Annotated in this window: 17 protein-coding genes; 11 read left to right on the top strand and 6 right to left on the bottom strand. The window is 50.3% G+C overall.

Annotated features, from left to right (window positions below; all coding sequences use genetic code 11):
- Positions 1-67: 67 nt before the first annotated feature.
- The 3 genes from pyrC to grxB all read right to left on the bottom strand — a co-directional run bounded on the left by pyrC (position 68) and on the right by grxB (position 2,727).
- Positions 68-1,117, bottom strand: coding sequence for a dihydroorotase (pyrC, locus tag MKR94_RS02190; RefSeq protein WP_241645247.1), 1,050 nt, complete (start codon positions 1,115-1,117; stop codon positions 68-70).
- 389 nt (positions 1,118-1,506) lie between these two features.
- Positions 1,507-2,067, bottom strand: a complete 561-nt coding sequence (locus MKR94_RS02185) for a lipoprotein (RefSeq protein WP_241645246.1) — start codon at positions 2,065-2,067, stop codon at positions 1,507-1,509.
- 12 nt (positions 2,068-2,079) lie between these two features.
- The gene (gene grxB, locus MKR94_RS02180; protein WP_241645245.1) at positions 2,080-2,727 is read right to left on the bottom strand and encodes a glutaredoxin 2; all 648 of its coding nucleotides are present in this window, start codon (positions 2,725-2,727) and stop codon (positions 2,080-2,082) included.
- Between the two features lie 153 nt (positions 2,728-2,880).
- Here grxB and rimJ point away from each other — a divergent pair, with 153 nt between their 5' ends.
- Entirely contained in the window at positions 2,881-3,453 is a 573-nt protein-coding gene (gene rimJ / locus MKR94_RS02175; RefSeq protein ID WP_241645244.1) for a ribosomal protein S5-alanine N-acetyltransferase, read from the top strand.
- 115 nt (positions 3,454-3,568) lie between these two features.
- Positions 3,569-5,107 carry a murein biosynthesis integral membrane protein MurJ gene (gene murJ / locus MKR94_RS02170; RefSeq protein WP_241645243.1) on the top strand — a complete coding sequence of 513 codons (1,539 nt, stop codon included), beginning with the start codon at positions 3,569-3,571 and terminating at the stop codon, positions 5,105-5,107.
- A 2-nt stretch (positions 5,108-5,109) separates the two neighbouring features.
- On the opposite strand, the gene MKR94_RS02165 is transcribed toward murJ, so the two are convergent.
- From MKR94_RS02165 to flgA, 3 genes are all read right to left on the bottom strand, one after another.
- A complete protein-coding gene (locus MKR94_RS02165) occupies positions 5,110-5,538 on the bottom strand; it encodes a flagella synthesis protein FlgN (RefSeq protein ID WP_241645242.1) in 429 nt (142 codons plus the stop codon).
- Positions 5,528-5,830, bottom strand: a complete 303-nt coding sequence (flgM, locus tag MKR94_RS02160) for a flagellar biosynthesis anti-sigma factor FlgM (RefSeq protein WP_241645241.1) — start codon at positions 5,828-5,830, stop codon at positions 5,528-5,530. The genes MKR94_RS02165 and flgM overlap by 11 nt, the downstream gene beginning before the upstream one ends.
- A gap of 91 nt (positions 5,831-5,921) precedes the next feature.
- Positions 5,922-6,566 carry a flagellar basal body P-ring formation chaperone FlgA gene (gene flgA, locus MKR94_RS02155; protein ID WP_241645240.1) on the bottom strand — a complete coding sequence of 215 codons (645 nt, stop codon included), beginning with the start codon at positions 6,564-6,566 and terminating at the stop codon, positions 5,922-5,924.
- A gap of 149 nt (positions 6,567-6,715) precedes the next feature.
- Between flgA and flgB the strand changes: the two genes are divergently transcribed.
- Genes flgB through flgJ form a run of 9 tightly spaced genes read left to right on the top strand, consistent with a single transcriptional unit; the run spans position 6,716 to position 13,775 of the window.
- Positions 6,716-7,126 carry a flagellar basal body rod protein FlgB gene (gene flgB / locus MKR94_RS02150; RefSeq protein ID WP_241645239.1) on the top strand — a complete coding sequence of 137 codons (411 nt, stop codon included), beginning with the start codon at positions 6,716-6,718 and terminating at the stop codon, positions 7,124-7,126.
- Between the two features lie 13 nt (positions 7,127-7,139).
- Positions 7,140-7,538: a flagellar basal body rod protein FlgC gene (gene flgC / locus MKR94_RS02145; protein WP_241645238.1), complete on the top strand. Its 399-nt coding sequence runs from the start codon at positions 7,140-7,142 to the stop codon at positions 7,536-7,538.
- 13 nt (positions 7,539-7,551) lie between these two features.
- Positions 7,552-8,220, top strand: coding sequence for a flagellar hook assembly protein FlgD (flgD, locus tag MKR94_RS02140; RefSeq protein ID WP_241645237.1), 669 nt, complete (start codon positions 7,552-7,554; stop codon positions 8,218-8,220).
- A gap of 16 nt (positions 8,221-8,236) precedes the next feature.
- A complete protein-coding gene (flgE, locus tag MKR94_RS02135; protein ID WP_241645236.1) occupies positions 8,237-9,439 on the top strand; it encodes a flagellar hook protein FlgE in 1,203 nt (400 codons plus the stop codon).
- 15 nt (positions 9,440-9,454) lie between these two features.
- A complete protein-coding gene (locus MKR94_RS02130; RefSeq protein WP_241645235.1) occupies positions 9,455-10,216 on the top strand; it encodes a flagellar basal body rod protein FlgF in 762 nt (253 codons plus the stop codon).
- Between the two features lie 12 nt (positions 10,217-10,228).
- On the top strand, positions 10,229-11,011 hold the full coding sequence (gene flgG / locus MKR94_RS02125; RefSeq protein WP_048911981.1) for a flagellar basal-body rod protein FlgG: 783 nt from the start codon (positions 10,229-10,231) through the stop codon (positions 11,009-11,011).
- A gap of 53 nt (positions 11,012-11,064) precedes the next feature.
- A complete protein-coding gene (locus tag MKR94_RS02120) occupies positions 11,065-11,754 on the top strand; it encodes a flagellar basal body L-ring protein FlgH (RefSeq protein WP_241645303.1) in 690 nt (229 codons plus the stop codon).
- Positions 11,755-11,766: 12 nt separating this feature from the next.
- Complete coding sequence (locus MKR94_RS02115; RefSeq protein WP_422047484.1) at positions 11,767-12,867, top strand: flagellar basal body P-ring protein FlgI; 1,101 nt, start codon at positions 11,767-11,769, stop codon at positions 12,865-12,867.
- Positions 12,867-13,775, top strand: coding sequence for a flagellar assembly peptidoglycan hydrolase FlgJ (flgJ, locus tag MKR94_RS02110; RefSeq protein WP_241645234.1), 909 nt, complete (start codon positions 12,867-12,869; stop codon positions 13,773-13,775). The genes MKR94_RS02115 and flgJ overlap by 1 nt, the downstream gene beginning before the upstream one ends.
- Positions 13,776-13,822: the final 47 nt, after the last annotated feature.

Below are 13,822 nucleotides of genomic sequence, written 5' to 3'. Positions count from 1 at the left end.
AGGTCACAAGTTCCCTGTTTCGTTACACAGGAGGATAAAGTATAGCATGGATTTTACGCCTTGCTGATTATTCAGCGAGGACCTGCCATTGTAGCGTTTCGCCCGCTAAGAATGGAATAAGCTGTTCATTTCCTAACGCGATCTGTTCAGGTACGGTCCACGCTTGACGCTGCAAGGTGATGGTTTGCTCGCTGACCGGTAGTCGATAGAAGGTAGGGCCATTAATAGAACAGAATGCTTCAAGATGTTCTAGGGCGCCAAGCTCATCGAATACACTGGTATAGGCGGCTAGGGCGGTGGGTGCATTGAAAACGCCGGCGCATCCGCAGCTTGATTCCTTACGAGACTGCACGTGCGGCGCAGTATCTGTGCCAAGGAAAAAACGTGAATGCCCGGTTGAGACCACATCGCGCAAAGCTTGCTGGTGGATGTTGCGCTTGAGAATCGGTAAGCAGTAGAGGTGCGGACGAATCCCACCGCTCAGCATATGGTTACGGTTAAACATCAAGTGCTGTGGGGTCACAGTTGCGGCCAATAGCTCATTGCCTTCCTGTACATACTGCGCCGCATCACGGGTGGTAATATGTTCCATTACGACACGTAGCGCAGGGTAGCGTTGACGTAACGGAATCAACACTTGATCGATGAATTGCGCTTCACGGTCAAAAATATCGACATGGGCAGCGGTGACTTCGCCGTGGATCAATAATGGCATGCCGAGGGCTTCCATACGTTCGAGCACTGCAGCGATATGATCGATGCTGGTCACGCCGTGACTGGAGTTAGTCGTCGCATGGGCCGGATACAGTTTTGCTGCGGTAAAGACACCCTGCGTAAAGCCCCGTTCAATTTCGTCAGCAGATAGGCTATCTGTCAGATAACACGTCATTAAAGGGGTAAAGTGATGCTTAGCGGGCAGTGCGGCTAAAATTCGTTGACGATACTGTTCTGCAGCGTGAACGGTGGTCACAGGCGGTACCAGATTCGGCATCACAATGGCTCGACCAAAATGCGCACTGGTGTAAGGCAGGACAGTGTTCAGCATAGCATCATCACGCAGATGGATATGCCAATCATCAGGACGACGAAGGGTAAGCGTGTTTACAGGGGATTTCATCAGCAAGGCTCCGGCTAAAGTATCAACAATTAGGGCGTTCAGGCCGGGAACCAAGGATAATGGGCAGCGCCACAGATTGCACTCTTTTTTTTCAAATGCGGTGAGTTACTCCGACGTCAGAGGGAAATAGCGTAGAGTGAACGAGCGTGACGGCACGATAGTCGTCTCCATAGGTGATGTTAATCGGTAAAAGTTATTATCCCGGTATAAAAAGTCGTTCTGATAGGCTTCGTCTAACCTTACGCGCGTTGATTAAGCAAGAAAGGGGATAACGTGGTAAAGAATAAGTCGCGCGGAGGCAATGGAAACGGGGGTTATCGCCTTGAAACGCTCTCAAAAAGGGTGGAGAAGAGGGAATGCCTACCCGGCTGGGCAGGCATTTATTGCAGTTAAGGCGCGAGAGGGATCACTATCTCCCCCGGTTTCACTTCAATACCCGTCGCATATTTCTTAGCGAGAGCTTCGGCTTTTGAACGATCGCTGCTTAATACCCATGCTGGTTGTTGGGTAAAGTAATCACGCAGAGAGGTTGCCAATATCGGTTTGAGACCGTCGACGATACCTTGAACTTTTTGCGGCTGAGCCTGTGCATCAAGAATAGTGAGATCGTGCAGGTAGACCGCACCTTGCTGACGATTGAAGACCGGCACTGCGCTCATTTTCAGCTGGAGATCGGCGTTTTGTTTACCAAATAGCGAAGCAAAATCGACTGTGGCATGTCCTGATAGCACCACTTGGTTCGCCGCCGCGCGACCTATTTCAGCGTGTAAGGTATTTAGGGTGATATGCGCATTGGCTAATCCATTGATACCAATATCTTTGTCAAATGCTGCATGCTTGCTCAGGCTCTGGTTAATTTCCTGTTCACTTAGCGTATAGGATGCCAAGTGATCACAGCCAGCTAACACCAGGCTGCAACAGAACACCATAAGGGTAAGACACTTACGCATGGCAATAAACCTCTACTGGGCTAAATCGAATAATAAGGGAACACCGGATTGAGTCGAAAGCGAATCACGTAGGGCGGCGACGGGCGTAGGCCAATCAATCTCTTCGACCAAGGTCAAGTTACGTAGTAACGGGAAGAGATGAATATCATCATAGGAGAGCGTGCCGTTGACCGCGTGCGGCGACTGGATAATTTCGACCAAGCGCGTTAAATCATGATTAATTTTTGCAACGAAATCGGCACGTTGTTCGCGCAAGGGGCCGAAGTCGCCAATATAAGCCTGTTTTTTTGCCGAGTAGTAGTCGCGAGCAGAGGAGGTGGTGAACTCCGCAAAGTCGGTAGTTGGCATAATAGGCAACAGCAGTTTATTGATATAAGTCCCTACCTCCGTGAGCCACTGAGCCAATTTTTCAGAGGTCTGACTGGATAGGCGAGGCGTCGCGGAAAGCGACTCGATATAGTTGACGATGTCCAAACTTTCGCCCATCGCACTATTATCGTCTTTTACCAAAATAGGTAACATTTTTTTCCCAATCAGCTTATTGGGCGTCTCTTCATCATCATTCAATAAGAAAGAGACTTCAACCGGTTGCTGATCTAAACCGAAAATCATCCGCGCTTTCACACAGAACGGGCAGTGGTCATAAACATAAAGATGCATAGTCAGTCCTATTCTTAAGGGAATCAATCTACTAGTGACAATAATTGTACGCCAGCCGGTGGGTTCTGCCAAACAGCGAAATGAGGCGTGCCACTTTACTCGTTGCGACAATTAGCAAATAATCAGCGCAAAGTGGGTTTCCTTGGAGACATTATGTTTGGCTATCGTTCATCTAGCCCGAGAATATCACTGAATTCTTCTTCAATGCATATCAGAACCGTTGCAGACCGCGACAGTTGGTTATTGACCGATTATTATCAAGAAAATCGCGACTTCTTAGTACCGTGGGAGCCGTTACGCGACGAAAGTTACTTCCAGCATCGCGGCTGGGAAGCGCGTCTTCAGGTGATGGGGATGCAACAAAAGCAGGGCGAAGCCTTTTACTTTTTATTAATGGACCCCAACCAGCAACAAGTATGGGGCGTCGCCAATTTTAGCCAGGTGATCCGCGGCTGTTTTCAGGCTTGTTATCTCGGCTATTCACTCGCCGCCTCGCAGCAAGGTAAGGGGCTGATGTTTGAGGGCTTGTCCACCATCATTCCCTATCTACAAAAACAGCAGCAACTCCATCGGATTATGGCCAACTATATGCCTCGTAACCAGCGTAGTGGGGCACTATTACAGCGGTTAGGTTTCGAAAAAGAGGGATATGCCCGCGATTATCTAAAGATAAACGGACGATGGGAAGACCATATTCTCACGGCGTTGATCACCCCGACTGGCTAGGTGGTCATCGGTTGTAACAATCGGAACTGATTATTTCTAGGAATGACAGTACACTAGCCAACATTATCCGAGTGGGTCACCCTAAATTGTCGATTATTCAGGATGTTTTTCTTTTATGAATTTACTTAAATCATTAGCGGCCGTGAGCTCCATGACACTGTTCTCGCGGGTGCTAGGTTTTGCGCGCGATGCCATTGTGGCGCGTGTTTTCGGTGCTGGGATGGCGACCGATGCCTTTTTTGTTGCTTTTAAATTACCGAATCTATTGCGTCGAATTTTTGCTGAGGGCGCATTCTCGCAAGCCTTTGTTCCTATCCTCGCCGAATATAAGAGTAAAGAGGGTGAGGAGGCGACACGAATTTTCGTCTCCTATGTGGCAGGGTTATTAACGCTCGTTCTTGCACTGGTGACCGTTGCCGGGATTATCGCTGCGCCTTGGGTGATTTATGTGACCGCTCCTGGCTTTGCCGATACGGCCGATAAATTTTCACTGACCACCGCGTTATTACGGGTTACCTTTCCGTATATCTTGTTAATCTCGATCGCCTCCTTACTGGGCGCTATCCTCAATACTTGGAACCGCTTTTCGGTCCCAGCCTTTGCGCCCACGTTACTGAACATCAGTATGATTGGCTTTGCGCTGATTGGATCACACTTTTTCCATCCACCGGTGATGGCGCTAGCGTGGGCGGTAGTGGTCGGCGGGATCTTACAGTTAGGCTATCAGCTCCCACACCTGAAAAAAATTGGTATGTTAGTGCTACCGCGAATTAATTTACGGGATGCTGGCGTCTGGCGGGTCTTACGTCAAATGGGGCCAGCGATTTTAGGGGTATCCGTCAGCCAAATCTCGCTGATCATCAATACTATTTTTGCCTCGTTTTTGGTTTCCGGTTCCGTCTCGTGGATGTATTACGCCGACCGTTTGATGGAGTTTCCCTCGGGCGTACTGGGGGTGGCCTTAGGGACAATTTTGTTACCGTCACTGTCGCGGAGTTTTTCGAGCGGTAATTTCGATGAGTATTCCCGCTTAATGGATTGGGGCTTACGTCTCTGTCTATTACTGGCACTGCCGAGTGCGGTGGCACTCGGTATTCTTGCAGGTCCTTTGACCTCCGCACTGTTTCAATATGGGAAGTTTTCTGCCTTTGATGCCGCGATGACCCAACGCGCACTGGTTGCTTACTCTATTGGCTTGGTTGGCTTAATTGTGGTGAAGGTACTAGCGCCTGGTTTTTATTCGCGTCAGGATATTAAAACGCCAGTGAAGATTGCGATCATGACACTGATTATGACGCAGGTTATGAACTTAGCCTTTATTGGGCCACTGAAACATGCGGGCTTGTCGCTCTCTATCGGTTTGGCCGCCTGCCTCAATGCAGCGTTACTCTATTGGCAACTGCGCAAGAAAAAATTCTTCATTCCGCAAGCAGGCTGGGGCATCTTTTTAGCCCGCTTGATCGTCGCCGTGGGGGTGATGGCCGCCGTACTGTATGGTGTGCTGCTGTATATGCCAGCATGGGGCCAAGGCCTAATGTTTGAGCGGTTACTGCGTCTGGCAGCGGTCTGTGCTGCGGGCGGTATCAGTTTTTTTGCCACGCTGCTGCTGCTGGGTTTTCGTGTGAAGGATTTCTCCCGTCGCAGTGTCTGCTGATCCTATCGATTGATGACCGGATGACCATCCGGTCCATAAAAATGCTGGGCTTGCAGTGGTTGGAGGACGTTGAGCACCTGTTCGGTCCACGCCAGCTGCTGGTTCAGCATTAACGCTGTGTGTTGATTCTGTTCGGCAAGCTGCTGTGCCAGCGGCTCAATACGCTGCCACATTGCGGCCAGTGGCGGGTGCTCCGAATAGGGTGGCGCTAATGCTGACGCGCGCTCTGACTCGGACCGTCGCTGTTCCACAAAGGTCAAGGTCACCAACAGTGCCTGCTTATCTTCGCTCAAGCTGATCAAACGACGGCTATTCGGTGTAGCCGCCATCAGTTGTTGCTGCTCTTCCTTCATTAGATGACCTAGCGAGGCTAGCACATGATACAGACTGTTCAGCACGGCGCTAAGATTACCGTAACGATCAGGCATCATAGTCTCCCTTAGCGGCGGCCAGTAGTTTATCGGCAATCTTACCGGCATCCACCTGATAAGTGCCTTCAGCGATGGCTTGACGTAATCGCTGCACTTTTTGATTATCGATATCGTTATAGCTGATCTGCGTAAAGCGTGAGAGAGAGTGACTCAAATCGACGCTATCAGCTTGATTATCGGCGGTCAGGGTTGGGGGCGACTGCTGGCCGGCGGACAGGGTGCGTGTGCGCGTTTGTCCTTGGACCAGATCATTGCCTATCCCCGTAATACCTGGCATTTTTTCGATTGTCATACGCTGTCCTTGTAAAAAAAAAGCATAATAAGAGGTGCTCACTCTGTTTATCGGCGAGATAACGAAAAACTTGATAAGTTTTATTCGGTGATTATTTCACGATAATCTCTTTGTGTTCGTTCACGGTGGCGGTCAACCATTGGCCGTTATCCAGTCGTATTCTCAGGGACTGATTGACTGCGGCATTGTCTAATGCAGTGCCACGTCCCGCAATTTGAAACCCTTTGCCCGTTAACGTTATCGGAACCGTTTCACCTTGCTTGACGACCCAAGGTTGGCGAAATTGGTTCTTCGTCAGCACCCTACCAGAAGCGATCCGTTGCAAGGCGATTAACGGCAAGGGTAAGGGGGTCAACCAGCTATTTGCGGGCAGTGTATCAAGGCGCCCCACCTCAGTCGTAATATCCTCTTTGGTGACCCACGCGCCTTGTTTAATCGGGCGTTGACTACGGTAAAATGTTCCTATCACTTTTACTCTAACGCGTAACACAGCGACCTGCCGATCACAGCGAGCCGTCAGCGTCAGGGCACCCCATCGACGGCTATTACTGGGTAGCTTAAAGCGAGGAGCGGCGCAGGTGAGCGGCGTTGAGGGTGATTGCAGAATATCCACGTGTAGCGCCTTGGCATAGTCAGGTTCTCGTTGGGCGAAGAAAGTCACTAACTGGTCAGCTAAGGGGGTGGCGTGGGCGCAAGTCGCCATGAACAAACCTACTATGATCCAGAGCGCTTTCATGCCTTACCTCCCCAATAAATGAGACAAGTGTAACCCTGGCCGGCGATCACCAAGCGTGGAATTACTCGGCGTTTTATCGGCTATTCAAACGATTTGTTCTGAAATGATTAACGTATTCTGCGTAATATTCAGTCAGCAAGGATAACGTTATGATGGACCGCCTCGACCAAACTCTCGACTTTGCGAGTCAAGCGCTCGCGTTACGTACCCAGCGACAAAGCATATTGGCCGGTAATATTGCCAATGCCGATACGCCTGGCTATCAAGCGCGTGATATTCCCTTCGCCGCTACGCTAAAGCGTGCGGTATCCGGTGCAGCAGCCCGGATCGAGGGCGTGCCATTACGCTTAACCTCGGCAGGTCACATTGCTGGAAAAAGACAACCCTCTCAGCCTATTAACCTGATGTATCGCGTTCCCGATCAACCTTCCGCGGACGGTAATACCGTGGATATGGATAGAGAGCGGGTGGCATTCTCAGAAAATAGTGTGAAATACCAAACGGACCTCACCTACCTCTCTAATCAAATCAAATGGCTGAGCAGTGCCATCCAAGGATAAGGAACCCCGTAACATGCTCTCAATCTTCGATATCTCAGGTTCGGCGTTACGTGCTCAGTCGCAGCGCCTTAATGTTAGCGCCAGTAATTTGGCCAACGCTGACAGTGTGACGGGCCCCGAGGGGCAGCCTTATGTCGCCAAACAGGTAATTTTCAAAACCGAACCGATGAACGCCAGCGGTATCGGTGGTGTAAAAGTCTCCGGGATTATCGATGATCCCACGCCATTTAAGCAGGTTTACCAGCCAGAGAACCCGCTCGCCGATGATAAAGGATACGTCAAAATGCCTAACATTAATGTCGTTGCCGAAACAGTAAATAGCATCTCTGCCTCACGCAGCTATCAAGCCAATGTTGAGGTATTAAATACCGTCAAAAGCCTGATGTTAAAGACTCTGACACTGGGCCAATAAGGAGGCGAGACGCATGTTATCTGAAATCAGTAGCGCCAATCGACTAAGCGCCAGCGCGACGGCAACAGCCTCAGCGACGGGAAACTCGAGCGCCGATTTACAAAACCAATTTCTCACGCTGCTTATTGCGCAATTGAAAAATCAAGATCCCACTAATCCGATGGATAACAGCCAGTTAACCACCCAGTTAGCCCAGATTAATACCCTGGCGGGGATCGAGAACTTAAATACCACGCTCTCCTCGATCTCTGGACAAATTAATACCAACCAATCGGTACAAAATACGTTACTCATCGGTCATGGCGTAATGGTACCTGGCGATGCCATTTTGGTGGGAGAAGAAGCGACGACACCTTTCGGATTCGTAACGGATACTGCCGCGACGTCGGTGACCGCCACCATTAAAGACAGTAGCGGTAATGTTATTGCGCAGCTCGATCTTGGGGCTATGGGAGCGGGGACTCATACTTTCCAGTGGGACGGCACGCTTGAAGATGAGAGTGCCGCCCCCGCAGGAAAATATAGCGTGAGTATCGATGCCGCCAACGATACAGGAGCGATTCATACCTCGTCATTAACCTATGCCATGGTCTATGGCGTCAACCCTACTGCCAACGGCGCAGTGCTTAATTTAGGCGCCTACGGTACCGCGACCCTCGATCAAATTAAGCAAATTCTTTAACTATTAGGAGATAAGTATGTCTTTTTCGCAAGCAGTCAGTGGATTGAATGCAGCCTCGAGCAACTTGGATGTAATAGGGAATAATATTGCTAACTCGGCAACCAGTGGCTTTAAGAGTTCAACTGCAGCCTTTGCCGATATGTTTGCCGGTAGCCAAACCGGGCTGGGAACCAAAGTCTCTGCGGTTATCCAGAATTTTGGCGATGGTGCTATCAATGCGACAGGTCGTAACCTCGATGTTGCCTTGTCGGGAAATGGTTTTTTTCGCTTAGAAGACAGTAATGGCTCGATTTATTACTCCCGTAATGGCCAGTTGCAGCGTAACGCCGACGGTTACCTAGTAAATACCGAAGGTCTACAAGTGACGGGCTATCCGGTAACGGGCTCCCCTGCCACGGTGCAAACGGGCGCGGATCCGGTGCCGATTATGATCCCGACGACTCAGCTTCCTGCCAAAGCCACGACTCAGGGATCTTTGCAGGCCAATCTAAACTCTTCAGACGCGTTACCGACGATGACGCCGTTCGATGCCAAAGAGGTGAACAGTTATAACGCGAAGAGCAGTATGACCGTTTACGACAGCCAAGGGAATGACCACCAACTCGATCTCTACTTTGTAAAAACCGCCAACAATCAATGGCAAGTCTATCCCATCGACAGTTCAACCGGTGAAGCTTCCGCCGATTTTACGATGAGTTTTGATGAGAACGGTCAGTTGACGAGCGATGCCATGCAGTCAATCACTATTCAAGGCAGCAATGGGGCGGCAGCCAATCAAGCATTGACCTTAGATTTTTCTGGCAGCAGCCAGCAGAACACGGGTGAGACACAATTTGGTAATCCAAAACAAGATGGCTATGCGCCGGGTGATTTGACCGGATTTACTATTAATGACGACGGTACGATCATCGGCAGCTATTCGAACCAACGCACGCAGGCGATGGGGCAGATTGTCCTCAGTAGCTTCACCAACAGTGAAGGCTTACAACCGATGGGAAACAATCTGTGGAGCGAAAGTTCATCCTCAGGCCAACCGGCTATCGGCACACCAGGCAGCGGTAATTTTGGCACCATGACGGCTGGCGCGCTCGAGGCATCAAATGTCGATCTGAGTAAAGAGCTGGTCAATATGATTGTTGCGCAACGTAATTATCAATCCAATGCCCAGACGATAAAAACGCAAGATCAAATCCTCAATACCTTGGTTAACTTACGATAAAGGATCGCGCCATTCATGGATAGGATGATCTATACCGCGATGAGCGGAGCGAGCCAAACCCTCGCCTTACAAGCGGTGACCTCGAATAATTTAGCCAATGTGTCGACGCCCGGCTTTAAAGCGCAACTGGCAAATTTTCGCGCGGTACCAGTGGAGGGCGCCTCACTCGCAACACGCAGCTTTGTGACGGCCTCCACGCCGGCAGCGGATCTGTCTGCTGGTCGCTTCAATTACACGGAACGGACACTCGATGTTGCGCTGCAAGCCAATGACTGGCTTGCCGTCACGTTACCCGATGGCACCGAGGCCTACACGCGTAATGGCAATATGCAGATCTCACCGGAGGGGATCCTGACCCTAAATGGCCATCCTGTGGTCGGCGAAGGTGGGCCGATTGCCATCCCTGAGCATGCGCAATTAACCCTCGCAACGGATGGGACCCTCACCGCATTGAATGCTGGCGATCAGCCAAATGCCACAGTGGCGATTGGGCGATTAAAGATTGCACAAGGCGAGCCGTCACTGGTGATGCGGGGGGATGATGGGCTTTTTAGGCCAACGGCAAAGGCCATTGCCCAATTTGGCGATGCACGCTTACCGGTTAATCCTTTGGGTAAAGTGATGCCGGGCGTGTTAGAGGAGAGCAATGTCAATCCTGTGCAATCGATGGTGGAGATGATTAATCATGCTCGCCGTTTCGAAATGCAAATGAAAGAGATTAGTCACGCTGATCAGAATGAGCAAAAGGCTAACCAATTATTATCCATTACGAGTTGATAAGGAAAGACCATGATCCGTTCTTTATGGATTGCTAAAACTGGGCTTGATGCCCAGCAAACAAATATGGATGTCATTTCTAATAACCTTGCCAACGTTTCAACCAATGGCTTTAAACGCTCACGAGCGGTATTTGAAGACTTGCTCTATCAAACTTTACGCCAGCCAGGGACTCAGGCATCAGAGCAAAATACGTTGCCTTCCGGTTTACAGATTGGTACTGGGGTTCGTCCCGTTACCACTGAGCGTCTGCACTCTCAGGGGAATTTATCGAAAACAGATAATGCGAAAGATGTCGCCATCAATGGTCAAGGCTATTTCCAAGTCTTACTGCCGGACGGGAGTTCGGCTTACACCCGCGATGGTTCGTTTCAAGTTGATCAGAATGGCCAACTCGTGACTAATGCGGGTTATCCGGTACAGCCTGGGATCACCATTCCGGCCGATGCGCTGAGCATCACTATATCGAAAGATGGCATCGTCAGTGTGACGCAGGCTGGGCAGACACAACCGGCACAAGTTGGGCAATTGACCTTAAATACCTTTATTAACGATGCCGGGTTAGAGAGTAAAGGGGAAAACTTGTATCAAGAAACTCAAGCTTCCGGTGCGGCGACCGAGAGTACGCCGGGCCAAAATGGGGCAGGCTCACTCTATCAAGGTTATGTTGAAACCTCGAATGTCAATGTTGCTGAGGAGTTGGTCACCATGATCCAAACGCAACGTGCTTACGAGATTAACAGTAAAGCCATCAGTACCTCAGACCAGATGTTACAACGACTCACGCAACTCTAACCCGCCATGGGCGTGTCGGTACGCCCAACATAAGACAGGAGATAACGGTGAAAATGCGCTGGTTTTATACAGGTTTGATGTGGTCAACTATGAGTGCCCTCAGCGGCTGCGCCCTCATTCCTCATACTCCGTTAGTAAAGGGGGATACCTCAGCCAAACCTGCCGTACTGCCGCAACCCGTAATGAATGGGTCAATCTTTCAAGCTGTTGCGCCAATGAATTTCGGCTATCAACCGCTGTTTGAAGATCGTAGACCCCGCGCGATTGGCGATACCTTAACTATTATCCTGCGGGAAAATGTGAGCGCCAGTAAAAGTTCTAGCAGTAATGTCTCACGAAAAGGCAGTAGCCAGTTTGGGCTGAGTGTGGTGCCACGGTCGTTGAATGGCTTATTGGGCGGCGATAAAGCTAACTTCGATGGTTCAGGCGGTAATGATTTCAGCGGTAAAGGGGGCGCCTCGGCGAATAATACCTTCACCGGAACAATCACCGTCTCGGTCTCAGCCGTACTGGCAAACGGTAATTTAAAGGTGGTTGGTGAGAAGCAGATTGAGATTAATCAGGGAACCGAATTTATCCGTTTCTCTGGCGTTGTCAATCCGCGCACCATCAATGCCGATAATGCGGTACTTTCCACTTCAGTTGCCGATGCGCGCATCGAGTATGTGGGTAACGGCTATATCAATGATGCCCAACAAATGGGATGGCTACAGCGTTTCTTCTTAACAATCGCACCGATGTAAGGGAGTCTTAGGATGCGAATCATCATCATGATTGGATTACTGTGCTGGAGTTCCACCTCGCTTGCGCAAACGCTGCATATCCGAGATGTCACCCAAGTGCAAGGGGTCAGGGAAAATGCCCTGATTGGTTATGGATTAGTGGTGGGCCTTGATGGGACGGGCGACCAAACTACGCAAACCCCTTTTACCACACAGTCGATGAGTAATATGTTGTCACAGCTCGGAATTACACTGCCTGCGGGGACCAATATTCAGCTAAAAAATGTGGCCGCTGTGATGGTTACAGCGAAGCTACCCGCCTTCGCGCGACAAGGCCAAACTGTCGATGTCGTGGTGTCCTCGATGGGGAATGCGAAAAGTCTGCGCGGCGGTACGCTGTTATTGACGCCGCTGAAAGGGGTGGATAATCAGGTTTATGCCCTCGCGCAAGGCAATGTAGTGATCGGCGGGGCAGGTGCACAAGCCGGTGGTAGCAGTGTGCAGGTTAACCAGCTTAATGGTGGGCGGATCACTGGCGGTGCGACCGTCGAGCGGGAATTGCCGAATAATTTTGGTGATAAAAATCAACTGGTCTTACAACTGTCGCGTAACGATTTTTCCCTCGCCCAGCGGGTGGCCGATGTGATCAATCAATATAGTGGGTATTCTGCCGCTGAGCCATTGGATGCGGGCAGCGTTGCGGTGCGTGTCTCACCCACCCAAGCATCCCAAGTTCAGCTATTAGCCAAACTGCTAAATTTACCCATTACGCTACCGTCTGCCCGCGCGAAAATTGTGATTAATGCGCGAACCGGTTCAGTCATTATGAATCAGCAAGTGAGTATCGAACGCTGTGCCGTCGCTCAGGGTAATCTGTCGGTCACCGTTGATAATCAAGCAAAGGTTAATCAACCGGATACACCATTGGCCGGGGGAGAAACGGTCGTCACCCCGCAAACGAATATTTCGTTACGTGAGCAGGGGGGAGTGCTACAGAAAGTGAATACCAGCGCATCGTTGAATGATGTGGTGGCTGCGCTGAATACGCTTGGTGCTACCCCAACGGAGCTGATGTCTATTTTACAAGCGATGGATAGTGCCGGCTGCCTGAATGCTGAATTGGAGATCCTCTAATGGATATGTCGATTGCAACGGGGTGGGATGTCAATGAGTTGAACACCTTACGTGGGGCGGTGAAGCAGTCGCCGCAAGATAATATCGCTACGGTAGCGCGACAAGTGGAAGGTATCTTCCTACAGATGATGCTAAAAAGTATGCGGCAAAGCCTGCCCGGAGGGGATTTACTGGGGAGCGACTCGCAACGACTATTTACCTCGCTCTATGATCAACAGATCACCCAGATGGCACCCGCTAGTCCGTTAGGATTAGCGGCATTGATTGAAAAGCAGATGCAGCCTGTGACACCGCCGAGTACGGAGGCCGGGCAACGTGCGATGCCATTTGATAATGACCGACAATTTTTCCAACGGCTTTCACAGCTGGTGGAACGAAAAGTTGATCGCGTTATGCAGTTAGCTCAACCTATGCAGCAATTTATTCAACGATTATTGCCACATGTGAAAATTGTGAGCAAAGAAACTGGTATCCCGGAGAAACTGATCCTGGCTCAAGCAGCGTTAGAGTCTGGCTGGGGACAGCGACAAATCACCACCGAGCGGGGGCAACCCAGTCATAACCTGTTCGGTATTAAAGCCGGTGGGCGCTGGCAGGGGCCGACAACGGCGACCCTCACTACAGAGTATCGTCGAGGTCAGGCAGAAAAAACTACCGAGCCGTTTCGCGTCTATCATTCATGGCAAGAGGCGTTAAAGGATTATGGCGATCTCTTGGCAAACAATCCTCGTTATCAGGCAGTGACTTCTGCACGTAGCGCCGAGCAAGGGGCCTACGCGTTACAGCAAGCAGGCTACGCCACGGATCCGCACTACGCCCAAAAGCTTATCGCCATTATCCGCCAGCTCAATCAGAGTCTACCCAGTCAGCACCCTACCGCCACACTCAACCTAAACGAATTATTTTAATTGTCTTTATAAAGTCTCTTTTATCTTGTGCCGATAAACAGGTTGGA

The sequence above is a fragment of the Rosenbergiella metrosideri genome (assembly GCF_022602565.1).
In the GTDB taxonomy this organism is placed as follows: Bacteria; Pseudomonadota; Gammaproteobacteria; order Enterobacterales; family Enterobacteriaceae; genus Rosenbergiella; species Rosenbergiella metrosideri.
The sequence above is the reverse complement of the archived record's forward strand: the minus strand, read 5'-3'. Positions and strand labels throughout refer to the sequence as shown.